Below are 23,403 nucleotides of genomic sequence, written 5' to 3' on the forward strand. Positions count from 1 at the left end.
AAGCCTTTGGAGTTACAGTGTAGAGGCGGTAATTAAGCGTGGTTAGCGCGGGTCTCAAGGGTACGTTCGATCAACTCATCGAAATCACCCGCGTCACGAACGCTGTGCATATCATTTGCAGTGACCGTCACGCCCCAATTGTCGGCCATCGCCTGATAGCGCGGTTGCCGATGCGCTAACGCGCGCGCATAGGTCCACCGAACAAAAGCATCTGGATCGACCTCGGTCGCGCTGCAGCCTTGTTCTGCAAGATATTCCTCCCAAACTCGTGTCAGGAACTCTGGCTGGTAGGACATCGGTTTAGGGGCTTTGTCAAACCTGCGGACCAACTCGGCGGTGTGATCCTCATCGCCTTTTAACCAGATCATCAATGTCTGGCGCGACAATTCCGACAAGACCGGATCGCGCGCATCATCGGGATCAACCCACTCGCAAATAGAACCGCCCGTGTCGCAAATGAAATGCGGATATTGGTACAGGCGCTTGGCACGATCAATGAAATACTCGGTTTCCAGAAGAGCGTGAATTTCGGCCAGGCGAAACTGCTCTTGTCGGCGGCGATATTCCGACAGCTCCAACCCGCCGAGCGCAGGATTGCCCGGCTTGCCCAGGTAAGCGGCAACTGGGGTCAGGTTTTCGAACGAGATATTCGAGCCAATGTAAATCGAATCCGACAACAGAAGATCGCGCAGAAAAGGGACCTTCATGGCTTGGGCTTTGGCGTTATCGATAATGTATTCGCCCATGTAGCGTGTGCCGATGCGATAATCGATCGAGTAGTGAAACCAGTCTCCAGAATCCCTCAGGACATTCGAGACATAGGTTTTGCCAAGCCCTGACATGCCGAAGAAAAGCACTTTCTTCCGCTCTGCGTCCCGCCACTCTTTCGCCGAATTGTAGATCATCGACCGCTATCCCTTTTTTCGACCTTGCTAATTCGGGGCAGCGGCGGCGTCAATCGCGCGCAGCGGATCGGTTAAGTATTAGCAGCCCAAGTCCGAGAACCGCAAAACCTAGATATGCTTGTACCGGAAGGGCTTCGTCCCTCAGGACACTGCCCAGCAGAATGGCGATGGGCGGAATGACAAGTGTTACTAACATCAGGTTTCCTGCACCCGCCATAGCCAGAACGCGGTAATACAAAAGGTACGCACCTGCGGTCGCGACCAGGGCGTAATATGTGATCGCGACCCACGTTATCGCAGGCAGATTGAGCACGGGTATCCCGTCGGTCATCAAGGTTATGGGAAGGATCACCACCGTAGCTCCAGTTAACATCCCCGCTGCTGCAACGGTTGGGGGAAGATGCGAAAGCGCAACTCTCGCCCATGCGCTGGCGAAAGCGTATGACAGGGCGCCGGCAATGATCGCCAGTTGGGCGACGTTTTGTATGTTAAAGCTCGCAAAGTTCCGCCAGCCAATGGCGATAGTGACACCCAGAAAACCTAACCCGACACCAAGGGCGCGGGCTTTAGTCAGCCTTTCGTCCCGGAACAGCATAGCGGCAACCAATACACCGAAAACCGCCGTGGCCGCGTTGAGGATCGAGGTCAGCCCGGTGTCGATATACAACTGACCCCATGCCATAAGGGAGAATGGGATAGCGTTATTCAGCAGCCCCATGACAAGAAACGCACCCCATGTACGCAGGTCGGTCGGGACGCTTTGTTGTTTTGCCCAGACTATTAGCCACAAAGCTAGCATCGCCCAGAACACACGATGCAGAACAGAAGTCATCACAGGGATTGTGTCCAAAGCGATGCGGATCGCCAAAAAGGATGCACCCCAGATCAGCCCCAGAAGTAAAAGCTCGGCCCATGCGCGGCCAGAGAGATGTTTTTGATCAGCCATATGTTTGTTTCTCATATCGCCAAGGCTGGAGGCGACCCGAAACATGCGAAAAAGCCCCACCGATTGGGCGGGGCCTTTGAATGGTTTGGATTAATCTGATTAGTCCAGCGCGTAGGTCAGCTGCAGACCGACGCTCCAGGCCGAGTTTCCGCTGAACTCGCCGCCAGTGGTTGTGGTCGCGTCGCCGATATCAGTGTAGCGAATACCGCCCGAGATCTGAGCTTTCTCAATCGAGTAGGTGCCACCGACGCCGACGCTCCAGAAACCGTTGGTCGGGCCCAGGTTGGACACCTCTGAGCCTGTGTCTCTTTCATAGCCCAAGGAGAATGCTCCGGAGAATTCATCCGAGAACTGATAGCCCACACCCAGCGTGTATGTGAACGTTTCGTCAGCAAAGCTCACAAGTGGATCACTGTTGGGCGGCAGCGCTGTGAACGCCTGAGGCGAAACGTCAGCCTGCGGCCAATCAACCCAACGCACGGAGCCGAAGACCAGAGTTTTAGGTGCAACGCCGGTTTGGAAATCCAAGTTGATGGACTGAGGCGTCTCGACTCTGGTTGTTGAGTCCTCGGTCAGGAGAACAACACCTGTCGGTCCCAAGGCATTGAAAGATTCAGTAGTGCCTATGTCGTGGGTGATCTTAGAATTGTAGACCAAAGAAACACGCGCGGCAATTTCAGGACGCTCCCAAGCAACACCTACCAGATATCCAAAGTCCGTAGTGTTGTCGAAATCCACCTCGTAACCCAAGACGGCGGGAACAGCTACGTTTGCATCAATTCGCTGACCTCGGATACCACCAAGCGCGCTGAAACCGTTTCCAACTTTGTAACGCAGGACGGCGGTGATGGCATCGACATCGGCTTCTGCACGCAGAACATCAGTTCGACCACCAAACTGCGCCAATGGGTTCTGAGAGAGCGGGTAGTTCGATGGATATTCAACGTCTGCGCCAAAAGGTTGGTCGTAGATAAGAGCAAAATCCAATTTATCCGTCAGGGCCCGTTTGTAGCCCAGACCCGGAGAGAAAAAGCTTTCACCGACGTTTCCGGAATCCACACCATTCTGCTCACCGCTGATATCTGGGTTTGCGTAACCCAGGCGCGCCTGGACCACCGAACCGTCTTCGAAAATCAGGTTGATGCCCTGACCGCTGCGATCAAGTCCTGCGGCATGCACGCCAGTCGCGCCAACGCACAAAGCGCACGCCTGTAGAAGCGCCTTTTTCATGAAATTCCTCCCTTATACTTTCCTGTATGCTGCGCAGTGCTGTGATGTGAGTGCGCGCAGTGTGGTGTTTACTTATGATGCTCAATATTCACTCGGGGTTCATTTTAGCGTCAACTGGTGACGGTGCGTTACTTGCGCTGAGTGTCGCGAGGAACTGTTGCTAAACTGTTACGATTTTCGGCGTGAACGTTCAGAAAGATACCTGCAAAGATCACAACGGCCCCTAAAAGCGTCCAGTGATCCAGTGGTTCTTGGTAGAGAATCACCCCGACAATCGCGATTGTCGGCAGTCTGGCGAAGTCGAAAGGCACCACAACTGTGGCCGGAGCAATCGCCAGAGCGTTCGTAATACAGAAATGCGCAAGCAACCCAGCCAGCCCGACGAGCAGCAGGAAAGGGGCGGTTGATAATGTCGGCAGGGTGATCTGGCCATCGAATGCAGAAGCGGCAAACCCGAGGCCGGCCTGAATAACAGTCAGCCAGAACATAATGCACCCGATGCTTGCGAATTGGGTCAGTTTTTTTGTCGAGATCGTCGTCAGGGCAAAGAAGATCGCAGACATGGCGGCGGCCACTACGCCCGCGCTGAGGGGAACGGCCCCCGGACGCGCCACGATGAGGATACCGAGGAATCCGATCAGGGCCGACAGGACGCGAATTGTGGTCAAACGCTCACCCAGCAGGAGCGGGGACAACAGGATCACCCAGATGGGCTGCGTAAATTCCAGTGCAAACACTTGCGCCAGCGGAACTACCGAAACGGCGTAGAACCACAGATTTTGCCCGGTGAAATGCAACACGTTCCGAACGCCGTGCAGCCCCAGCCTGTGCGTTGAGACCTGATGCCAATTACCGGTTGCCGTAAGAACAAGGCCGACCACCAAGATGCCGACAATGCTGCGGTAGAACATGATTTCGAACGTGTCATGCGTCACGCTCAGCTCGCGTCCGGCTACCGCCATTGAGGAAAACGAAGCGATCGCACCGAGCATCCATAACGCGGCCTTGCCGATTTGCGGTCTGGAAGTTTCCATGCAAGGCCCTGTTAACTCTGATGTGTATTGTTCTGATACGTAACCGGAAATCTGTCGCGCAGAAACAAAAAAGCCGGGCGATGGCCCGGCTTTTTGCGTCATTCCCACTCGATTGTGCCCGGAGGCTTCGAGGTGATGTCATAAGTGCATCGGTTGATGCCCTTGACCTCGTTGATGATCCGCGTGGCGGTTTCGCCCAGGAATTCATGGGTGAAGGGGTAGTAATCTGCGGTCATACCATCGACCGAGGTCACGGCCCGAAGGGCGCAGGCATAGTCATAAGTGCGCCCGTCACCCATTACACCCACGGTGCGCACGGGCAGGATCGCCACGAAGGCCTGCCAAATCTCGTCGTAAAGGCCGTGTTTACGAATTTGGTCGATATAGACGGCATCTGCCTCGCGTAGAATTTCCAGCTTTTCGCGGGTGATTTCGCCAGGGCAGCGGATCGCCAGGCCGGGGCCGGGGAAGGGGTGACGACCGATGAAACTCTGAGGCAGGCCCAGTTCGCGGCCCAAAGCGCGGACCTCGTCCTTGAACAGTTCGCGCAGCGGCTCGACAAGTTTCAGGCCCATTTTCTCGGGCAGGCCGCCGACATTGTGGTGCGACTTGATCGTGACCGACGGACCGCCGGAAAAGGACACCGATTCAATAACGTCCGGGTAGAGCGTACCTTGTGCCAGGAACTCGGCACCGTCGATGGTGTCGGCGTGTTTCTGGAACACGTCGATGAACAGCTTGCCGATGATCTTGCGTTTGGTCTCGGGGTCGGACTGGCCTTCCAGCTCACCAAGGAACAGCTCGCTTTCATCGGCGTGGATTAGCTGGATGTTATAGTTGTCGCGGAACATGCCGACGACTTCCTCGGCCTCGTTCTTGCGCAGCAACCCATGGTCGACGAACACACAGGTCAACTGGTCGCCGATCGCCTCGTGGATCAGGATCGCGGCGACCGAGCTGTCGACGCCGCCGGACAGACCGCAAATGACTTTCTTGTCGCCCACCTGTTCGCGGATTTGTTCGATCATCTGCTCGCGATAGGCGCCCATGGTCCAGTCGCCGCTGAACCCAGCCAGCCTGACGAAATTCTCATACAGTTTCGCACCTTTGGGGGTGTGGTGCACCTCGGGGTGGAACTGTACTGCATAGAAATGGCGCGAGCTGTCGGCGGTGATGGCAAAGGGCGCATTTGGAGACGTCCCGAACACCTCAAACCCCGGAGCGATTTCACTGACGTGATCGCCATGGCTCATCCAGACCTGCTCGTCACCCTCGGCGAACCAACCGTCCAGAATGTCCAGCTGACCCTTGGGAGTGACGAAGGCACGACCGAATTCGGCAGTACCGTGGCCGCTTTCGACCTTGCCACCCAGTTGGTGCATCATCACTTGCTGGCCGTAGCAGATACCAAGGATCGGCACGCCATAGTCGAAAATTTCTTGCGGGGCGCGGGGTGAGCCCTCGCGTGTGACGCTGTCCGGTCCGCCTGAGAAGATTACAGCCTTGGGTGCCATCTGGCGCACAAAGTCCATAGTAACATTCTGGTAGGGGTGGATTTCGCAGTAGACGTTAAGCTCGCGCAGGCGACGGGCGATAAGCTGCGTTACCTGGCTGCCGAAGTCGATGATCAATAGGCGGTCATGGGATGTCTGGCTCATGGTTGGCTATTAGGTTGCACGGCGGGTATGTGCAAGCGTTATGAGGTGTTTCTGACCAGATACGAGAGGGAGATTGGATCAATGACTGCCATTCGTTTCGCGAACGCGACTCAGAAAGACGCCACGGCGATCACTGATTGCATAAATGCGGCTTATTTAAGCGCGCGTGAATACCTTACCGATTTACCGGATGTGACTGCGGGTATTGATCAGGATATCGCTGACAATAGGGTGGTTATTGCCGTTTCAGATGACTGTTTGGCGGGGGTGATCATTTTTGCACGGCAAGGGGCCGAGATGAAGGTTTTTAATCTGGCCGTCTCACCAAAGGCACAAGGGCAGGGAATTGCCGGAAAACTGCTTGCCCGGGCCGAAGCCGAAGCGCGCGAAGCCGGATGCACCCTGATGGTATTGCGCACGCACCGGCTGATGCGAGATACCCGCGCGATCTATGCGCATCTGGGTTGGATTGAATCAGAAGTCAGCGGAAATTCTGTGGCCATGCAAAAAACACTCGAAGCAGATTAGCCCATCGATTCCGATTTTTCGCGACCTCGATGAGAGGCACGGCTGACATCTGCCCGGTAACTCCAGATCGCGATGAGGGACCAACAAAGTATGTAGAAAATACCTGTGATAATAAGAAACTCACCGGGAATGGGGCCGACATCCGCTCGATCGAGGGCCTGATGAAAACTTTCAACTGGCGTCGGATGGACCGAAATCTTGACGCAAAAGGCAAGGCTCTGGATCAATAAAATCCACAGATAATTCCTTCGGATTCGCCGCCCGATCGCGATCATCAGGCTGACGTGGTAGCGTGGGTGTAAATAGTCCTGAGCCAAAACCTTTTGCCAGTTCTCTTCCATGTGAAGATCGCCGTCATACAGAAGTGGTGCATAGAAATGGGTTTCCAGCCATCTGGCCCGGGCGCGCCACACATTGAAATACCGGTAGCGCCGCGCTTCGAGCATCAGGAAAAGGATAATCAGAACGCCAACAAGTACCAGTGGAAGCGGCGAAGCCTCGGGCGATGAAAAAGAAATCGACAGCGCAACGCCCAATGTGACAACTGCCCAGTTGGTCGTGGTGTCCAGTCGTGTGCGCCAGATCGTGCTCCGGTAAACTTCGCCGCGGTAAAGGTGCGCAACTGCACCAATCTCGGCCGCGTCCAGATTTTTTCGTTCCGCAGATGGGCCCGCGGCGTGAGGCGTTTCCGAATCCATGCTTACATTTTGAGCATTCGTGAAATTGGGTCAAAACAAAAGCGAATGGCTGATCATGTCGCTTTTACCCCTATTGCGACGTAATCCACGTCTGGTGACTCCGGTTGTTCCGGTAACACAATGTCCAACGTGAACATGTTTAACGGGATCATCTCATGACAGAGGCAAACACCCGACGCAGAGCCAGAAGCGGTGGCGGAGCCGCCCGCCGGGCCGAGCGTACCGCGGTTCGTATCGAAACGGCGAAGTATATCGAGCGCAACATTCCGAATTTTGAAGTTCTGAACGAGGAAGCGCTGGAAATTATCGAAAGCAACGCTGAAACCATTCTGGCCGAGGTTGGCGTCAACTTTGTCGACAACCCCGCTGCACTAGTGCGCTGGAAGAACGCCGGTGCCGACATTGATGGCGAGCGTGTGCGTATCCCCCGAGGGTTGGCGCGTGAACTGATTAAAACCGCGCCCAGCGAATTCACGCAGCACGCGCGAAACCCCGAAAAATCGGTGGTTGTCGGCGGCCGCAACCTGGTTCTTGCACCGGTTTATGGCCCTCCATTTGTGCGTGATGCTCAGGGTGGTCGTCGTTACGCGACCATGGATGATTTCAACAAGTTCGTGAAACTGGCCTACATGTCCAAGTGGTTGCACCACTCGGGTGGTACGGTCTGCGAACCGACAGATGTGCCGGTGAACAAGCGCCACCTGGATATGTTGATGGCGCATATGACTTTGTCGGACAAACCCTTCATGGGTTCGGTTACTGATCCAAGCCGCGCGCAGGACTCGGTCGAGATGTGCGAGATTCTGTTCGGCAAAGAGTTCGTGCAGGAAAACACCGTCATGACCTCGTTGACCAACATCAACTCGCCGATGACCTTCGACGATGTGATGATGGGCTCGCTGGAGGTGTACGCCGCGAACAATCAAGCCTGCATCATCTCGCCCTTCATCGTGGGAGGTGCGATGGCTCCGGTTTCGGTAGCGGGGACGCTGACGCAAGTTCTGGCCGAGGTTCTGGCCGGTGTCGCCTATAGCCAGATCATCCGTCCCGGCGCACCAGCGATCTTTGGCGCGTTTGTGTCGTCGATAGACATGAATTCGGGCGCGCCAACCTTCGGGACGCCTGAGGCGTCTTTGGTTACCTATGGTGCGGGTCAGTTGGCGCGACGCCTTGGGTTGCCATACCGGTCAGCAGGGTCGTTCTGCGGCTCGAAACTGCCTGACGCGCAGGCCGCATATGAAACCGCTAACTCGCTGAACATGGGGCTGATGGCCGGTGTTAACTTTATGCTGCATTCCTGCGGCTGGCTGGAAGGTGGTCTGGTGGCGGACTTTGAAAAGTTCGTCATGGATGCTGACCAGTTGGGTGTTCTGCACGGCGTGGCCAAAGGCGTCGCCTTTGACGACAACGCACAGGCGATGAATGCGATCCGCGAAGTGGGCCCCGGTGGTCACTACCTTGGCTGCGCCCACACGCAGGCCAACTTCAAGGACGCGTTCTGGAAATCGGAACTGCTTGACTACAAGCCATTCGAAACCTGGGAAGATGAAGGCGGTCGGGATACACGGCAACTGGCCACTTCGCGGGTCGAACATCTGCTGGCAAACTACCAGCAGCCGCAGCTCGACCCGGCGATCCATGCCGCTCTGAATGAGTATATCGAGAAGAAAAAGGCCTCTATGCCGGATGCCTTTGCCTGATCACTGATATTGCGCGGCGCGGCTGGCCTTGTACAGCTGCGCCTCGCCTAGTAACGCGATCAACAGGTCCAGATGGCGGACCAGAGAATAGGCGGCGTCTTCGGCCAGCCTTTGCGCGTTTACATCTTTCTCCATTTCCATCAACTGCATGAGTGCCGCGCCAGATCCGGGCAGTGCACCATAGCCCAACAGACGTTGAAGATGACGATCTCGATCGTAGTCCTGCGCTCCGTGTTTTGCAGCCCGCGCCAGCAAACGAGGGCGGCGAAGGGCAGCTATCATGGTCATCAGGTCCTGCATGTCGGGGTTCCTTGGTCCGAGTAAAAGTTGCCCTCTTTGTCACACAACCTAAGCGGGCGGTGCCTTAACAGCATTCCCTCCGAACGATGGTTTCATGAGTGTTTATGATTTTGAAGCAAATCTGGTTTTCGTCCCTGTTGGTTAACGAACGAGTAACGAAAGCGGCTCTAGTTAGAATTGGTTAACACATTTATCGGGGGCGATTGGGAACGGAATTGTTTTGTCGACGAGGGCAAGTAACTATGGAAAATAACGTGGCTTTTACCATTCCGGCTTGGGTACCCGAAGGGGCGCAGAGGTATCTCGCGCATACCGAAACCGGTCAGTCGATCCGCGATATAGCGCGGTCAGCGGGGTGCCATGCGTCGACCATACTCAGACAAATTCGCCGGATTGAGATGCGGCGAGACGATCCGCTGGTGGATGCTGCGCTTCAGACGCTGGCGGAAGCTTATTTTTTGGACACAGCTCAACAGAGTTGCACCTTTCCGGCCGCTCAGGAAGACGATCTTGCTGCGGCCGAGGAAAAATTCAATCGAGAGGCGATGCGCGTTCTCAGGCGGCTTTGCGAAACTGGGTCAGTTCTAGCCGTGGCCGAAGAAATGGATAAGGCCGTTGTAGTGCGCGATGCGGGTGACAGCGGTACCACGCGGACGGCTGTAGTGGATTGCAAAACCGCTCAAGCCTTGGCTTTGAAGGACTGGATCACGTGCGATAACCCCGGACGAATTTCACGTTATCGGATTTCGACTTCGGGTCGTGCTGCGCTAAGCCAGCTTGTGGCCGAGGCGGAAACAAGGCACATAATCGAAATGATTTCGGGTTGGCCGAGGCACAAGCGCCGTTTCAGATGGCCTCATCCCTTGCGCAAGTGGGCGCTACAAAGACAGAACGTCCGCGGCGCATACGGTACAGCGCCGCTGAAAGCCCTCTGATCGCCTTGGCGCGGCGTCGGGATCGGGACGGAAAGCCTTTTCTGGACGAAGCACTGGTTCGGGCGGGTGAGAGGCTGCGTGAGGATTTTGAACTTGCTCAGATCGGTCCTCAGGTCGCGCAGAACTGGGATCATTTCCTGACGGCAGGAGGGCGCGGCAGTTTTGGCGCGGGTGTGAAGGACGGGCGGGGCTCGTCCGATGCGCGCGATCGGGTCGAGCGGGCTCTGTCCGATCTGGGGTCGGGCCTCAGCGATGTTGCACTGCGCTGCTGCTGTTATCTGGAGGGTTTGGAACTGGCCGAGAAACGCATGGGGTGGTCTGCACGCTCGGGCAAAATTGTGCTGCGGATTGCACTTCAACGGTTGAAACGCCACTATGAGAGCCAAGCCGAAAAGAGCCGGATGATAGGCTAGCGCGATAATTTACGGTTGCGGATAATGCGCATTGAGATAATCAGGGGTTATGAATTTTACGCTCCGACAACTTCAATATTTCAGCGCAGTGGCCGAACAGCGAAATTTCGGCAGGGCGGCGCAGAAATGCAACGTGTCACAACCCGCCCTGTCAGTGCAGATCAAAACGCTTGAGGAAACGCTGGGCGGCCCGCTGTTTGAACGACAAGCGCGCGACATCCTGTTAACCCCGTTGGGGCGGGATGTTCTGGACTATGCGCAGCAGGTTTTGGGGGCCGCTAGTCGTCTCGACCAGTTTGCTCGGGATCATTCGGGCGGTCACCGGTCATTGTCGATCGGGATCATCCCGACGATTGCACCCTATATTCTACCCGGTGTTTTAGCAGGATTGCGGACGATGGACGTTTCGTTGCGCGTGCAGATTCGCGAGGCGCGCACCGATCGACTGTTGGACATGCTACGGGCTGGTGACATTGATGCGGGGGTCATGGCTCTGCCCTCGGGCGGCTCTGAGTTGTTCGAGCAGCCTTTGTTCGAAGACAGGTTTTTACTGGCGGGCAGTGCTGGCCGGTTGCAAACCATGCAGCGCGACACTGAGGCTTTGCGACCGGTGGACCTTCAAACCACTCAGTTGATGCTTTTGGACGACGGGCATTGCCTGACAGATCAAGCGCTGGAGGTCTGCGGTCAGGACCGCAGCAGCGGCTTGATTAATATGGGGGCTTCTTCGCTGGCGACATTGTCGCGTCTTGTTGCCGAGGGATTTGGTTTGACCTTGATGCCGGAACTGGCCGCGCAGGCTGAGATTGGCGCTGTGCGCGGTCTGAGCTTAAAGCGTTTCGGCGCACCACAACCCTTCCGGACTGTAGGGTTGGTGCGTCGGATTTCTACCCGGGGCGAAGACTGGTTTGACAGTCTGGCCGGGGTCATCCGAGCTGTCGGAACGGATATCGTTTCGGCAACGCGGACATGAAAAGACCCGCCAACAGGGCGGGTCTTGCAGAGGTACTCAAAGTCGCGATCAGGCCAGAGTTAGTTCTTTCTCTGCTTCCAGATGCGTCATCAGATTTTCCGGAGATGACACGCCATAGGGGTCTTCGGGGCAGTTATCCATCAGTCCGGGCTCTTCGAACCACGCTTCGACAACGCCGTCGGTGATGATGGCCGCATAGCGCCACGAACGCATTCCGAATCCCAGATTGTCTTTGTCGACCAGCATCCCCATCTTTCGTGTGAACTCACCCGATCCATCGGGAATGACCTTGACGTTCTTCAAGCCCTAATCTTGCGCCCATTTGTTCATGACAAAGCTGTCATTGACCGACATGCAGTAGATCTCATCAATGCCGTTTTCCTTGAAGTCGGCAAAGCCGTTTTCAAAACCGGGCAGTTGGTAGGTCGAGCAGGTGGGCGTGAATGCACCTGGCAACGAGAACAGGATCACGCGCTTGCCGGCGAAGTAATCTGTGGTGGTCTTGTCTTCCCAGCGATAGGGGTTGGGGCCTTCGACGGCCTCGTCACGCACTCGGGTGCGGAAGGTCACTTTCGGCAGCTCGGTCCCGGTCTTCATGTTCAAATTCCTGTGATTCCTGTGTGAATTGAGGCGGATTTAAAACAGTTCTAAATGTGCTTCAATGCGATTGTTTTCGCAGATGCGAATTTTCTGATATTTATTGGAAGACGCTGAAATATCGCGATAATCGATTGAATCAGTACAGCCAGTATTCTGCGGAAGCATGGTGCGCGGTCATGGCAGCTATGCACGGTTGGGCTAGCTTGTTACACAGGAATGTACTAAATCCCACTCAAGTGACCCTAAGTCAGGAAAGCCGCCGTGCGTGATCTGAAGATCCCCGAACAACGTCATCCCGAAAAAGCGCATCGTCAGGACAATGCGCAGCCGAAAAAACCGAAATGGATTCGGGTGCGGGCACCGGGGGGCAAGGGCTATGCAGAAACGCACAAGATTATGCGTGAAAACAATTTGGTCACCGTTTGCGAAGAAGCCGGGTGCCCCAATGTCGGCGAATGCTGGAGCCAAGGCCACGCCACCATGATGATCATGGGCGAAATCTGTACCCGTGGCTGCACCTTCTGCAACATCGCCACTGGCCGCCCTGATGAACTGGATGCGTTCGAGCCGGGCCGCGTGGCCCATGCGGTGCAAAAGCTGGGGCTAAACCACGTGGTTATCACTTCGGTGGACCGTGATGATCTTGCCGATGGTGGGGCCGAGCATTTTGCGCAGACCATCCGCGCCGTGCGTCATCGCTCGCCCAAGACCACGATCGAGATTCTGACCCCCGATTTTCTGAAGTGTGATCCTGCGGTTCTGGAAACCGTGGTCGAGGCCAAGCCGGATGTGTTCAACCACAATCTGGAAACCGTTCCCGGCCTCTATCCGCAAGTCCGCCCCGGTGCGCGCTATTTCCACAGCCTGCGCCTGTTGCAGCGGGTGAAAGAGATGGACCCCTCGATCTTCACCAAATCCGGCATCATGGTTGGACTGGGTGAGGGCGAGCAAGAGGTTCGGCAGGTTATGGATGACATGCGCGCTGCCGATATCGATTTTCTGACCATTGGCCAATACCTACAGCCGACGCCAAAACATCACGGTGTTGACCGCTTTGTAACGCCCGAGGAGTTCGCTTCATACGAGAAGGCTGCTTTTGGTAAAGGTTTCCTGATGGTATCGGCGACTCCGCTAACACGTTCGTCATATCACGCAGGTGACGACTTTGCGCGCCTGCGTGACGCTCGTCAGGCAAAGCTCGAACAAGGGTGAGCCCCGAGGCGTTGGCCCGGCTGACCCGGCTGCGGCACGAATTGCATCAATATCCTGAATTGTCCGGGCACGAGACCGAAACGGCCGCCCGGATCGCTGATGAATTGCGCGCGCGCGATGCCGATCAGGTATTGACCGGGATCGGCGGGCATGGCGTGGCTGGAGTATTCGACAGCGGCCAGCCCGGGCCCACAGTGGCGATAAGGTGCGAGTTGGACGGGCTGCCGATTCAGGAAATATCGGATGCAGGCTATGCTTCGCGCGTGGTGGGCAAGGGGCATCTGTGTGGACATGATGGCCATATGGTCATGGTTCTGGGCGTAGCTGATCATCTGGCGGAGACCCGCCCGAAAAGGGGCCGGGTGGTTCTGATCTATCAACCCGCCGAGGAGACCGGGCAGGGGGCTGCAGGCTTTCGCGCTGATCCCCAGTTCGCGCCCATCGCGCCGGACCATGTATTTTCGTTGCACAATCTGCCCGGCCTCGCGCTGGGTGAGGTGTCGTTGTGTGCAGGCCCTGCCAACTGTGCGTCACGCGGGATGAGAGTTGTGCTTAAGGGTAAGACCTCGCACGCTGCGGAGCCGCAGGATGGAGTCTCTCCGGCAAAAGCGCTTGCGTCTTTGATTCCGCAACTGGCAGGTTTGGGATCGGGCGGCGCACTGAATGCCGATTTCGCCCTGACCACTGTGACTCATGCCCGGCTGGGCGAACCCACGTTTGGCGTCGCCCCGGGCGCGGCCGAGCTGTGGGTTACGCTGCGCACGGTATCCGACACTCGGATGCAGAACCTGATCGCCGAAGCCGAAGGGCTTGTCACCCAAGCCGCCGAAGCTCAGGGTCTTGTGGTTGAAATCACCTATGAGGATGTGTTCGAGGCCTGCACAAACAACGCGCAGGCTGTAGCCACTGTAGCTGAGGCCTGCGCCGCGCTCGGCGTTCCTTGTACTTTTACGACAGAACCCCAGAAATTTTCCGAGGACTTCGGCCAGTTTGGCAAAAGCGCCGCGGCGGCCATGTTTTGGTTGGGTGCCGGACAAGCGCACCCGCAATTGCACAACCCGGACTATGATTTTCCGGATGCGCTGATCCCTGTAGGGGTAGATGTATTCAGTGCGGTAATTCGATCTCTTGTAGGCTGAGCCCTCAGTTTACAAGATCACCGACGATTCCAACGGCATCAATAACTGTCTTTGTGTCATCGGATATCGAAAGGATTTCGTCGTCTACGCGGATATACCGCTGACCGGCGGGCAAGGGTTTCAACTTCCAACCATCCAGATCGTCAAGATAGTCAAAATCCAAGTCATTAGGGATTTTCTGACCTCGCGTATAGCGCTTGATTTGTCCGGGCGGTACACCGACGCCTTTATTTGTTTTTAGCGACTTTTCAATTTTCGACTTGTCGGGGCCTTTACCTTTGCCCTTGTTGTCTTTTGCATCCGCAATTCCAACTGTTGCGACTAGCGCGAAAGCCGCCAGAATCCCAATAGACAGTGTTTTCATATGTATAAAACCTCCCAAAGTACTCGAATGGTAGTCTCTTGCTGGGAGAAATGTCCAATAATATTCCAATAGATGAATTTTTAGGAAGCTTAACCACTGCTACTTGCACAAGATGGATAGGTCAGAAGGCCGCTCAGTCTTCGACAAATCGAACCTTACCGATAAACGGCAGGTTGCGATTGCGCTGCGCGTAGTCGATGCCGTAGCCCACGACAAACTCATCAGGTATTTCAAACCCGATCCAGTCTGAGCGGAAATCGACCTCGCGCCTGCTGGGCTTGTCGAGCAAGGCGATGGATTTCAGCCGCGCGGGTTTACGGCTGCGCAACAGTTTGGTCACGTGGTTCAGGGTATGGCCAGTATCGACGATATCTTCGACGACCAGCACATCGCGTCCTTCAATTGCGCCGCGCAAGTCCTTGAGAATGCGTACTTCACGGCTGCTCTCCATCGAGTCGCCGTACGAGGACGCCTCAAGGAAATCCACCTCGATTGGCAGATCCAGCTCGCGCACCAGATCTGCGATGAACACAAAACTGCCGCGCAACAGACCCACAACAACCAACTTGTCGGTGTTGCCGAATTCCTGCGTGATCTCGCGGCAAAGTTCTTCGATCCGGGCGGCGATGGCCTTGGCCGAGATCATCTCATCTATCACATATGCGCGGTCTGTCATCACTGCCCCCTTGATCTTTGGCGCGCAACATACGACATGACGCGCCATTGTCACCTGCAAATAGCGGACCGCCATGCCGACCCATTCCGAGACACGTCACCTGCCGTATACCGCTCAGCAGATGTATGACCTTGTCGCGGATGTGGCCAAATACCCGCAGTTTTTGCCGTGGTGCGCGGCGGCCCGGATCAGGCGCACTTATGCGGCGGGCGAGGCCCAGGTGCTAGAGGCCGATCTTGTGATTTCCTTCAAAGTGTTCCGCGAACGGTTCGGCAGCCGTGTGACGCTACACGCCGAGGATCGCCGGATCGACACCGAGTATCTGGACGGGCCGTTCAAATACATGAAATCCGACTGGCGGTTCGAAGACGCGGCTGATGGGGGCTGCAACATCTCGTTCCATGTGGATTTCGAGTTCAAGAATGCCATCCTGCAGGGCATCATCGGCGTCGTGTTCAACGAGGCCATGCAGCGGGTGGTCAAAGCCTTCGAGGCCCGCGCCGCAGATTTGTACAGCTGAGGCTTTACCCATCCCCGGCGCACGCTAGACTGCGCCGCATGAGTGATTTTACCAACGCCTTGGCCGGGTTCGCGGCCAGTCCCGTATCTACGTCGCAGCAGGCTCGGATTGTAACGTCTTTGTCCGTTCTGGATTGGCTGGCCGTAGGGCGGGCTGGAGAAGACGAGCCCGTTTCGAAATCCGTACGCGCGCTGGTTCTTGACGAGGGCGGCGAAGCACAGGCGCATCTGTTCGGCGGTGGGGCCGCGCCCTTGCGAGGTGCGGCACTGGTTAACGGGACGGTGTCCCATGCGCTGGACTATGACGACACGCATTTCGCCCATATTGGCCATCCCTCGGTTGCCATTCTGCCAGCGGCCCTTGCGCTTGGAGAGTGGGACGACCGCATTCTGGTGGATGTTCTTGAGGCCGCTTTGGTGGGGATGGAGGTCTCAATCCGTGTCGGTCTCTGGCTAGGGCGCGACCACTATCAGGCCGGGTTTCATCAAACGGCCACCGCCGGGGCTTTCGGGGCAGCGGTCGCAGCGGGCCGCATCCTACGGTTTGACGCTGGGCAGATGCGCAAGGTTCTGGGATTGACGGCCACCCGAGCGGCGGGGCTGAAGGCGCAATTTGGCACGATGGGGAAGCCCTATAACGCGGGGCTTGCGGCCTCGGCCGGGGTCGAAGCGGCTCTGCTGATCGCCAAGGGGTTCGACCCCAGTGCAGATGCGTTGGAAGGCCCCTGTGGGTTTGGGGCCACGCATCAGGGGCAGGGTGATGTGCAGACCGCTCTGGATGGATTGGGCGAGGATTGGCTGTTCACATCCGTAAGCCATAAGTTTCACGCTTGCTGCCACGGGCTGCACGCGGCGCTAGAGGCGGCGCGCGCGTTGGACATCGCCGAACCCGAAGTGGCCGAGATCACGGTCAAGACCCATCCGCGCTGGATGAGCGTGTGCAACCAGATGTCTCCGACCACCGGGTTGGGGGCCAAGTTTTCATACCGGACGGTGATTGCGATGCAGGCGCTGGGATATGACACCGCCTTGCCCGCCAGCTATTCCGAGAAAACCTGCGCCGATCCGCGCCTGACATCGCTGCGCGACCGCGTCACGGTCGAGGAGGATGAAACGCTGTCCGAGACGCAAGCCCACCTGACCCTGTTGCGCCGTGACGGCGCGCGCAAAGAGGCCAGTCATGATCTTCTGACCCCGTTGCCCTTGTCCGAGCGTGAGGATCGGGTGCGTGGCAAGGCTGCCAAGCTGATCGGAGGTGACGAGGCGGACGCGATCTGGTCGATGCTGCGCACCGGAGGCCGCGCCCGCGATCTGGCGGCATTGCTAGCGGATTAGTCCACGCGCCAATGCAGCGGGAATCCTGGGTCGAACACCGTGACAGGCCCGTCACCAGAGTCGATTTTTTCGGGATACACGACCGGTTCGCCCTTGGTTAGTGTGATCGTGTCCTCATTCACCGGCAGGCCATAGAAACCGGGGCCATTGAGCGAGGTGAACCCTTCCAGCTTGTCCAACGCCCCTTCACGGTCGAACATCTCGGCCACTAGTGACATCGTGTTCGTCGCGGTGAAGCACCCGGCACAGCCACAGGCCATTTCCTTGTTCGCATCCGTATGCGGCGCGCTGTCGGTGCCCAAAAAGAACCTTGCATCACCCGAGGTCGCAGCAGCCAAAAGTGCCAGCCGGTGTTCTTCGCGCTTGGCGACGGGCAGGCAGTAGTAATGCGGTTTGATCCCGCCAACCAGAATATGGTTACGGTTGATGATCAGGTGATGCGCCGTGATCGTTGCGCCCAGATCGGTGTCATTGGCCTTGACGTAGTCCACACCGTTTGCGGTGGTGATATGCTCCATCACCACGCGCAAGCCGGGGGTCGAATTACGGATCGGGTCCAGAACACGGTCGATAAACACGGCCTCGCGGTCGAAAATGTCGATGTCAGAGTCCGTGACCTCGCCATGCACACACATAGGCAGGCCAATCTCGGCCATCTTTTCAAGCACCGGGCGCACCTTGTCGAAATCCCGCACACCCGAGGCCGAATTGGTCGTGGCTCCAGCCGGGTACAGCTTGCACGCCTTGATCAGCCCGCTGGCATGGGCGGCGGCGACGTCTTCGGCATCCGTGTCCTCGGTCAGATAGAGGGTCATCAGCGGCTCAAAGCTCATCCCGTCGGGCAGGGCGGCCAGGATACGGTCGCGATAGGCGGCGGCCTGATCGCCGCGCACCACAGGCGGCACGAGGTTCGGCATGATGATCGCGCGGGCGAAATGGCGCGCGGTTTCGGGCAGGACGGCCTGCAACATTGCGCCGTCGCGCAGATGCAGATGCCAGTCGTCGGGGCGGCGGATCGTCAGGGTATCGGTCATGGCCCCCGGCTAGCACAGTGCGCGCAGCCGTGAAAGGCCCCGAATGCACGGCTGCCCCTTGTCAATATGCCCGAACGTCGTAACTCCTTGCAAAGCCCTGGTCTTGACGCGCGCCCGCCGTCGTGACCTCTTGTGCCCCGAGGGAGATCGCCATGACGCAGCCAAATTCCATCGACGCCGTTCAGACTATGCTGGGCGATCAGGGCTATGTCTGCGGGCGGGCCTTGGCCACGGTTGTTTTCCTGTCGCTGAAACTGGGCCGCCCGTTGTTTCTGGAGGGTGAGGCCGGGGTCGGCAAGACCGAGATCGCCAAGGCGCTGGCCGCCGGGCTGAACCGCCGCCTGATCCGCCTGCAGTGTTACGAAGGGCTGAACGCGTCCTCGGCCGTTTACGAATGGAACTTCCCGGCGCAAATGGTGGCAATCCGCACCGCCGAAGCTTCGGGCGGCGCTGACCGGGGTGCCCTGCAATCCGAGCTGTTTTCGGATGACTACCTGATCGAACGCCCGCTGTTGCAGGCTATGCGCCCAGACGAACACGGCGCGCCGGTTCTGCTGATTGACGAACTGGACCGCACGGATGAGCCGTTCGAGGCGTTTCTGCTGGAGGCGCTCAGCGATTTTCAGGTTACAATCCCCGAACTGGGCACTGTTAAAGCGCCGGAACCGCCCATTGTCATCGTCACCTCGAACCGCACGCGCGAGGTGCATGACGCCCTGAAACGCCGTTGCCTCTATCATTGGGTCGACTACCCCGATTTCGAGCGCGAGATCGAAATCCTCCACGCCCGCGCACCCGAAGCGGCACAGGAACTCAGCCGCGAAGTGGTGGCCTTCGTCCAGCATTTGCGCACCGAAGACCTGTTCAAGAAACCCGGCGTTGCGGAGACGATCGATTGGGCCAAATGCCTCCTGGCGCTTGATGTGATCAACCTCAGCCCCGAAGTGATCGGCGATACGCTGGGCGCGATCCTGAAGTACCAGGACGACATCCAGAAACTCCAAGGGTCTGAGGCAAAACGTATTCTGGACGAAGCCAAAGCCACGCTCGAACCGGTGTGATGGCGGAGCAGCTTCCCCTAGATATCCCAGATGACCCCAAACTGGCGCAGAACATCACCCATTTCGCGCGGGCCCTGCGCAAGGCGGGCTTGCCCATAGGTACGGGCCGTGTTGTCGATGCCATCCGCGCGGTGCAGGCTGCCGGGTTCTCGGAAAAGCAGGATTTCTACTGGACCCTGCACGCCTGTTTCGTGAACCGTCCCGAACATCGCACGGTGTTCGCGCAGGTCTTTCGCATGTATTGGCGCGACCCGCGGTATATGGAGCATATGATGGCCATGATGCTGCCGGCGATCCGTGGTGTTCAGGAAGACCGCAAGGCCGACGCGGGCGAAAAGCGCGCGGCCGAGGCGCTGCTGGATGGTGTCGAACGCGATCAGCCAGAGACGCAAGACACGGGCGAAGAAACTGAGCTTGAGATCGACGCCTCACAAACCGCCTCGACCGAGGAACGCCTGCGCAGTCTGGATTTTGAACAGATGAGCACCGCCGAGATCGCTCAGGCCAAGCGCATATTGGCCCGTATGACGCTACCCGTAAAACCAATCGAATCCCGGCGCGGTCAAGCCAGCCATGTTGGGCAAAGGATAGACCGCGCCCGCACCTTGCGCGCCGCCATGCGCCAGGGCGGAGAGTTGCACGAAATCGCCCGTCAGAAACCCCGAACCCGCTGGCCAAATCTGGTGGTGCTGTGTGATATCTCGGGCTCGATGAGCCAATACAGCCGCATTATCCTTCATTTTCTGCACTCGGTCTCGAACGCGAAGGGCGCGGGATGGGCCAAGGTTCACGCGTTCACTTTCGGGACGCGGCTGACCAATATCACCCGCCACCTGCATCAGCGCGATGTGGACGCCGCTTTGGCCGCCGCTGGGGCGGAGGCGCAGGATTGGGAGGGCGGCACCCGCATCGGCGAATGCCTGCACGCGTTCAACCGCGACTGGTCGCGGCGCGTCATGGGGCAGGGTGCGGTGGTTCTGCTAATCTCGGACGGATTGGACCGGGGCGAACCGCAAGCGTTGGGAAAAGAGATGGAGCGTCTGCACCTTTCCGCCCGCCGTCTGATCTGGCTGAACCCACTGCTGCGCTGGGACGGGTTTGCACCTAAGGCGCAGGGCGTGGCCGCGATGCTGCCGCATGTGGACAGCTTTCGGGCCGGGCATTCGATTGCCTCGCTCGAGGATCTGGCCGAGGTCATCTCGAAACCCGATGACATGGGTGAGAAAGCGCGGCTGATGACCGCGCTTTCGAGTTAGAGTTAACTTAGCTGTTCTTCATTGCACTTGCGGGCCATTTCCATGGCCTTGTAGGTGCCAGTCAGATCCACGGTGAAGGCAAATTCCTTCTCGGGGAAGACAAGCATCACCTTTTGCTTGGCAATGTCTTCAGCGAATTGGGGATCATTGGACAGAACGTAACCGCCCGAATACCCCTTGGTGATGTTGCCCTTCATGCCGGTGGCTTCACCGATATAGAGGTTTTCTCCCAGCAGAATTGCCACAGCCTCGGTATCGCCGCGCTTGATGTCGGTTTTTTCTTTGGTGAAGACGCCCACATAGCCAACGCCGCGATCTTCGGTTAGCCCCATCTGAACCACGTTTTCGGAGTCATCGATAGCCTCAATCAGGCAGGATTTTTTGTCCTGATCAATGAATACCTTCCAGCCCTCGACCTCGCCATAGCGCAGAAATGTATCTGCACTGACTGCCGTGGATGCCAAAAGTCCGATTGCTGTTCCGAGTGCAAAAATGCGTTTCAACTCTTTGTCTCCCTTGTGAAAATTAAATATGCGCATACTGGAATGCAGTAGATGTATGTGTAGGCTAGAATCTGCTCTGTAGACAATCAATGCTTTGCAGAAAATGGTAAAAACTCAGCCAATTCGCGCCGAAGCCTGACTGCGGCGTCTGACCTTAAAGTCGGGGTTCCTTTTCATCTGGCCAAACCTGCCTATGTTGGGTCAAAGCACTATGGGAGGGCGCAATGGACAGATTCGACAACAGCCCAGAAACTGCGCTGCGCTGGTTCAGCAATGGCAAAAAGGCCGCGCTCGCCACCGTGGTTGAGACTTGGGGAAGCGCCCCGCGCCGTGTGGGCGCGCAGTTGGTCATTGGCGGCGATGGTCGTATCGAAGGCTCGGTTTCGGGCGGTTGTGTCGAAGGCGCTGTGATCGTCGAAGCGCTTGAGGCCATAGATGAAGGCGAAGCACGTCTGTTGGAATTTGGTGTCAGCGACGAAGATGCGTTCGCTGTTGGTCTGGCCTGTGGAGGGACGATTCGGGTGCTGGTCGAGCCCATCGGAAGCGTTCTGCCCGAACCCATGCTTCGTGATCTGGTCGAGGCGCGGGCCGCGCGAGAACCACTCGCCTATGAGGTCAATGTCGAGACCGGCCACCGCGCGCTGCGTCGCAACGCGTATGCCGACCGGCTGCGCATGGATCGCTCGGGGTTCGAAGAGGACGGCAAGACCTTTGTGGCTGTTCACAACCCACCTTTGCGCCTGATTGTCGTGGGTGCGGTTCATATTGCGCAGGCGCTGGTGCCGATGGCACGGATTGCAGGGTATGACCCCGCGATTATCGACCCACGGGATGCCTTTGCGTCCAGCGCCCGTTTTCCGGGTGAAAACATACTGACCGATTGGCCGGATGAGGCTGTTGCCAAGCTGGGTCCGGATTCGCGCACCGCTGTGGTGTTGTTGACCCACGACCCCAAGCTGGACGACCCGGCACTGGAATCAGCGTTGGCCGCCGGGGTGTTTTACATCGGTGCTCTGGGCTCGACCCGGACCCATGCCAAACGCGTGGCTCGTATGACCGAGGCCGGGTTCACCGAAGATCAGATTGCCCGCATTCATGGTCCGGTTGGTCTGGATATCGGGGCTGCCGATCCGTCCGAAATTGCAGTCGCCATATTGGCACAGATGACCGCCGTGTTACGAGGCAAAGCGTGAAGTTCGGTCCTGTCCCCGTTGCCGAGGCCGTCGGCACGATCCTAGCCCATTCGATCAAGGTCGGTGACCGTAAGCTGCGCAAAGGCATCGCGCTGACGGCAGACCACATCGAAGACCTGACCGAGGCTGGCTTTGGCTCCGTCACTGTCGCGCGACTTGAACCGGGTGACTGTCACGAGGATGAGGCCGCCCAGATGCTGGCTGCCGCTCTGGCTCCGAACCCAACCGAGGCGGGTTTACGCGTGACCCAACCTTTTACCGGTCGCGTGAATCTGCTGGCGGATGGACCGGGCGTCGCCGTGCTGGATGTTGAGGCGTTGGAGGCTTTCAATCGCGTCAACCCGATGATCACCGTGGCGACTGTTCCGCAATACCAGCAGATGGGCGAAGGCGGCATGGTGGCGACGATCAAGGTTATCTCTTATGCCGTGCCCGGAGGCGATGTGATGCACGCGGCACGTCTGGCGCAGGCATCGATCCGTATGGTCTCGCCGATCCACAAAACTGCGGGTCTAGTGGTGACTGATATTCCCGGCGGCCCGTCGAATGACAAAGGGATTGCCGCGATCAGGGGGCGTGTCGAAGCCTTGGGGATGGAACTGTCAGACGTTCGGATCGTCCCGCATCAGGCGGAACCTTTGTCCTTGGCTGTGTCCGACTCTGAAGGGGATATCGTCATGATCCTGACCGGCTCGGCCACGTCTGACGTGTACGACGTGGCACCCGAGGCGGTACGCGCCGCCGGAGGGCAAGTGGACCGGTTCGGAATGCCGGTCGATCCGGGCAACCTTCTATTTCTCGGAGCGCTTGGCGAGCGGCCCGTGATTGGCTTGCCGGGCTGCGCGCGTTCACCTGCACTGAACGGGGCCGATTGGGTTTTGTCCCGCGTGGCCTGTGGGGTCGAAACAACGGGGCTTGATATCGCTGGAATGGGGGTCGGCGGCTTGCTGAAAGAGATCCCGACACGCCCGCAGCCCCGGTCTTCGCGAAAGCCCTGATGTGGTGGGCTCGCCCGACAATCCTCTGAACCGTCTCAGATTTTTGTTCTCAAATGAAAACCCGCGTGTTTAACTCGACCCGAGGAACAACACGAAACGGGAGGATTTCATGGCACAGGTTTCGATGACTGTGAACGGCGTAGCTGTGAGCGGTGATGTTGAGGGTCGGACGTTATTGTCTGGATTTTTGCGT

22 protein-coding genes and 3 pseudogenes are annotated in these 23,403 nt (G+C 57.7%); 13 read left to right on the forward strand and 12 right to left on the reverse strand.

Annotated elements, in window-relative coordinates:
* Positions 1–32: 32 nt before the first annotated feature.
* From AC2FF7_RS05045 to guaA, 5 genes are all read right to left on the reverse strand, one after another.
* Entirely contained in the window at positions 33–905 is an 873-nt protein-coding gene (locus AC2FF7_RS05045) for an ATPase (RefSeq protein ID WP_496905290.1), read from the reverse strand.
* Between the two features lie 49 nt (positions 906–954).
* Entirely contained in the window at positions 955–1,851 is an 897-nt protein-coding gene (locus AC2FF7_RS05050; RefSeq protein WP_480867546.1) for a DMT family transporter, read from the reverse strand.
* A 99-nt stretch (positions 1,852–1,950) separates the two neighbouring features.
* The gene (locus tag AC2FF7_RS05055) at positions 1,951–3,081 is read right to left on the reverse strand and encodes an OmpP1/FadL family transporter (protein ID WP_170750935.1); all 1,131 of its coding nucleotides are present in this window, start codon (positions 3,079–3,081) and stop codon (positions 1,951–1,953) included.
* A 128-nt stretch (positions 3,082–3,209) separates the two neighbouring features.
* A complete protein-coding gene (locus AC2FF7_RS05060) occupies positions 3,210–4,115 on the reverse strand; it encodes a DMT family transporter (RefSeq protein WP_496848348.1) in 906 nt (301 codons plus the stop codon).
* 98 nt (positions 4,116–4,213) lie between these two features.
* The gene (gene guaA, locus AC2FF7_RS05065; protein WP_480867549.1) at positions 4,214–5,773 is read right to left on the reverse strand and encodes a glutamine-hydrolyzing GMP synthase; all 1,560 of its coding nucleotides are present in this window, start codon (positions 5,771–5,773) and stop codon (positions 4,214–4,216) included.
* Between the two features lie 81 nt (positions 5,774–5,854).
* On the opposite strand from guaA, the gene AC2FF7_RS05070 reads away from it, so the two are divergent.
* Entirely contained in the window at positions 5,855–6,301 is a 447-nt protein-coding gene (locus tag AC2FF7_RS05070) for a GNAT family N-acetyltransferase (protein WP_496905291.1), read from the forward strand.
* On the opposite strand, the gene AC2FF7_RS05075 is transcribed toward AC2FF7_RS05070, so the two are convergent.
* The gene (locus AC2FF7_RS05075; RefSeq protein ID WP_480867552.1) at positions 6,298–6,999 is read right to left on the reverse strand and encodes a DUF2270 domain-containing protein; all 702 of its coding nucleotides are present in this window, start codon (positions 6,997–6,999) and stop codon (positions 6,298–6,300) included. The two genes, AC2FF7_RS05070 and AC2FF7_RS05075, sit on opposite strands and share 4 nt — an antisense overlap.
* Positions 7,000–7,154: 155 nt before the next feature.
* Here AC2FF7_RS05075 and AC2FF7_RS05080 point away from each other — a divergent pair, with 155 nt between their 5' ends.
* On the forward strand, positions 7,155–8,699 hold the full coding sequence (locus AC2FF7_RS05080) for a trimethylamine methyltransferase family protein (protein ID WP_496905292.1): 1,545 nt from the start codon (positions 7,155–7,157) through the stop codon (positions 8,697–8,699).
* Here AC2FF7_RS05080 and AC2FF7_RS05085 read toward each other — a convergent pair whose 3' ends face one another.
* On the reverse strand, positions 8,700–8,999 hold the full coding sequence (locus AC2FF7_RS05085; RefSeq protein WP_353392933.1) for a DUF6477 family protein: 300 nt from the start codon (positions 8,997–8,999) through the stop codon (positions 8,700–8,702). It abuts the gene before it with no gap.
* Between the two features lie 242 nt (positions 9,000–9,241).
* Here AC2FF7_RS05085 and AC2FF7_RS05090 point away from each other — a divergent pair.
* Positions 9,242–10,347 (forward strand): annotated as a pseudogene (locus AC2FF7_RS05090) (DUF6456 domain-containing protein).
* A 49-nt stretch (positions 10,348–10,396) separates the two neighbouring features.
* Complete coding sequence (locus AC2FF7_RS05095) at positions 10,397–11,320, forward strand: hydrogen peroxide-inducible genes activator (RefSeq protein WP_170353092.1); 924 nt, start codon at positions 10,397–10,399, stop codon at positions 11,318–11,320.
* 48 nt (positions 11,321–11,368) lie between these two features.
* On the opposite strand, the pseudogene AC2FF7_RS05100 reads toward AC2FF7_RS05095, so the two are convergent.
* Positions 11,369–11,917 (reverse strand): annotated as a pseudogene (locus AC2FF7_RS05100) (peroxiredoxin).
* Positions 11,918–12,181: 264 nt separating this feature from the next.
* On the opposite strand from AC2FF7_RS05100, the gene lipA reads away from it, so the two are divergent.
* Together lipA and AC2FF7_RS05110 are read left to right on the forward strand one after the other, a co-directional pair.
* A complete protein-coding gene (lipA, locus tag AC2FF7_RS05105; RefSeq protein ID WP_170353094.1) occupies positions 12,182–13,132 on the forward strand; it encodes a lipoyl synthase in 951 nt (316 codons plus the stop codon).
* Positions 13,129–14,271 (forward strand): amidohydrolase, encoded by a 1,143-nt coding sequence (locus tag AC2FF7_RS05110; RefSeq protein ID WP_496905293.1) that lies wholly within the window; start codon positions 13,129–13,131, stop codon positions 14,269–14,271. Before lipA ends, AC2FF7_RS05110 begins: the two co-directional genes overlap by 4 nt.
* A 4-nt stretch (positions 14,272–14,275) precedes the next feature.
* Here AC2FF7_RS05110 and AC2FF7_RS05115 read toward each other — a convergent pair whose 3' ends face one another.
* Together AC2FF7_RS05115 and hpt are read right to left on the reverse strand one after the other, a co-directional pair.
* Complete coding sequence (locus AC2FF7_RS05115; RefSeq protein WP_353392928.1) at positions 14,276–14,635, reverse strand: hypothetical protein; 360 nt, start codon at positions 14,633–14,635, stop codon at positions 14,276–14,278.
* Positions 14,636–14,768: 133 nt separating this feature from the next.
* Complete coding sequence (gene hpt / locus AC2FF7_RS05120) at positions 14,769–15,311, reverse strand: hypoxanthine phosphoribosyltransferase (protein ID WP_170353097.1); 543 nt, start codon at positions 15,309–15,311, stop codon at positions 14,769–14,771.
* A 73-nt stretch (positions 15,312–15,384) separates the two neighbouring features.
* Here hpt and AC2FF7_RS05125 point away from each other — a divergent pair, with 73 nt between their 5' ends.
* Positions 15,385–15,831: a type II toxin-antitoxin system RatA family toxin gene (locus AC2FF7_RS05125; RefSeq protein WP_170353098.1), complete on the forward strand. Its 447-nt coding sequence runs from the start codon at positions 15,385–15,387 to the stop codon at positions 15,829–15,831.
* Between the two features lie 38 nt (positions 15,832–15,869).
* Positions 15,870–17,165 (forward strand): MmgE/PrpD family protein, encoded by a 1,296-nt coding sequence (locus tag AC2FF7_RS05130; protein WP_170353099.1) that lies wholly within the window; start codon positions 15,870–15,872, stop codon positions 17,163–17,165.
* On the opposite strand, the gene pyrC is transcribed toward AC2FF7_RS05130, so the two are convergent.
* The gene (gene pyrC / locus AC2FF7_RS05135) at positions 17,162–18,199 is read right to left on the reverse strand and encodes a dihydroorotase (RefSeq protein WP_496905294.1); all 1,038 of its coding nucleotides are present in this window, start codon (positions 18,197–18,199) and stop codon (positions 17,162–17,164) included. The genes AC2FF7_RS05130 and pyrC overlap by 4 nt on opposite strands.
* A 152-nt stretch (positions 18,200–18,351) precedes the next feature.
* Between pyrC and AC2FF7_RS05140 the strand changes: the two genes are divergently transcribed.
* Together AC2FF7_RS05140 and AC2FF7_RS05145 are read left to right on the forward strand one after the other, a co-directional pair.
* Positions 18,352–19,260 carry an AAA family ATPase gene (locus tag AC2FF7_RS05140; protein ID WP_496905295.1) on the forward strand — a complete coding sequence of 303 codons (909 nt, stop codon included), beginning with the start codon at positions 18,352–18,354 and terminating at the stop codon, positions 19,258–19,260.
* On the forward strand, positions 19,260–20,516 hold the full coding sequence (locus AC2FF7_RS05145) for a vWA domain-containing protein (RefSeq protein WP_496905296.1): 1,257 nt from the start codon (positions 19,260–19,262) through the stop codon (positions 20,514–20,516). Before AC2FF7_RS05140 ends, AC2FF7_RS05145 begins: the two co-directional genes overlap by 1 nt.
* Positions 20,517–20,518: 2 nt before the next feature.
* Here AC2FF7_RS05145 and AC2FF7_RS05150 read toward each other — a convergent pair whose 3' ends face one another.
* Entirely contained in the window at positions 20,519–21,019 is a 501-nt protein-coding gene (locus AC2FF7_RS05150; RefSeq protein ID WP_480867565.1) for a hypothetical protein, read from the reverse strand.
* A 224-nt stretch (positions 21,020–21,243) separates the two neighbouring features.
* Here AC2FF7_RS05150 and AC2FF7_RS05155 point away from each other — a divergent pair, with 224 nt between their 5' ends.
* The 3 genes and pseudogenes from AC2FF7_RS05155 to AC2FF7_RS05165 form a co-directional block, all read left to right on the forward strand.
* Positions 21,244–22,212: an XdhC family protein gene (locus tag AC2FF7_RS05155; protein WP_480867567.1), complete on the forward strand. Its 969-nt coding sequence runs from the start codon at positions 21,244–21,246 to the stop codon at positions 22,210–22,212.
* Entirely contained in the window at positions 22,209–23,210 is a 1,002-nt protein-coding gene (locus AC2FF7_RS05160) for a molybdopterin-binding protein (RefSeq protein ID WP_480867569.1), read from the forward strand. The genes AC2FF7_RS05155 and AC2FF7_RS05160 overlap by 4 nt, the downstream gene beginning before the upstream one ends.
* A gap of 109 nt (positions 23,211–23,319) precedes the next feature.
* Positions 23,320–23,403: pseudogene (locus tag AC2FF7_RS05165) on the forward strand ((2Fe-2S)-binding protein); the annotation flags it as partial.

The sequence above is a fragment of the Ruegeria sp. YTSC325 genome (assembly GCF_059609525.1).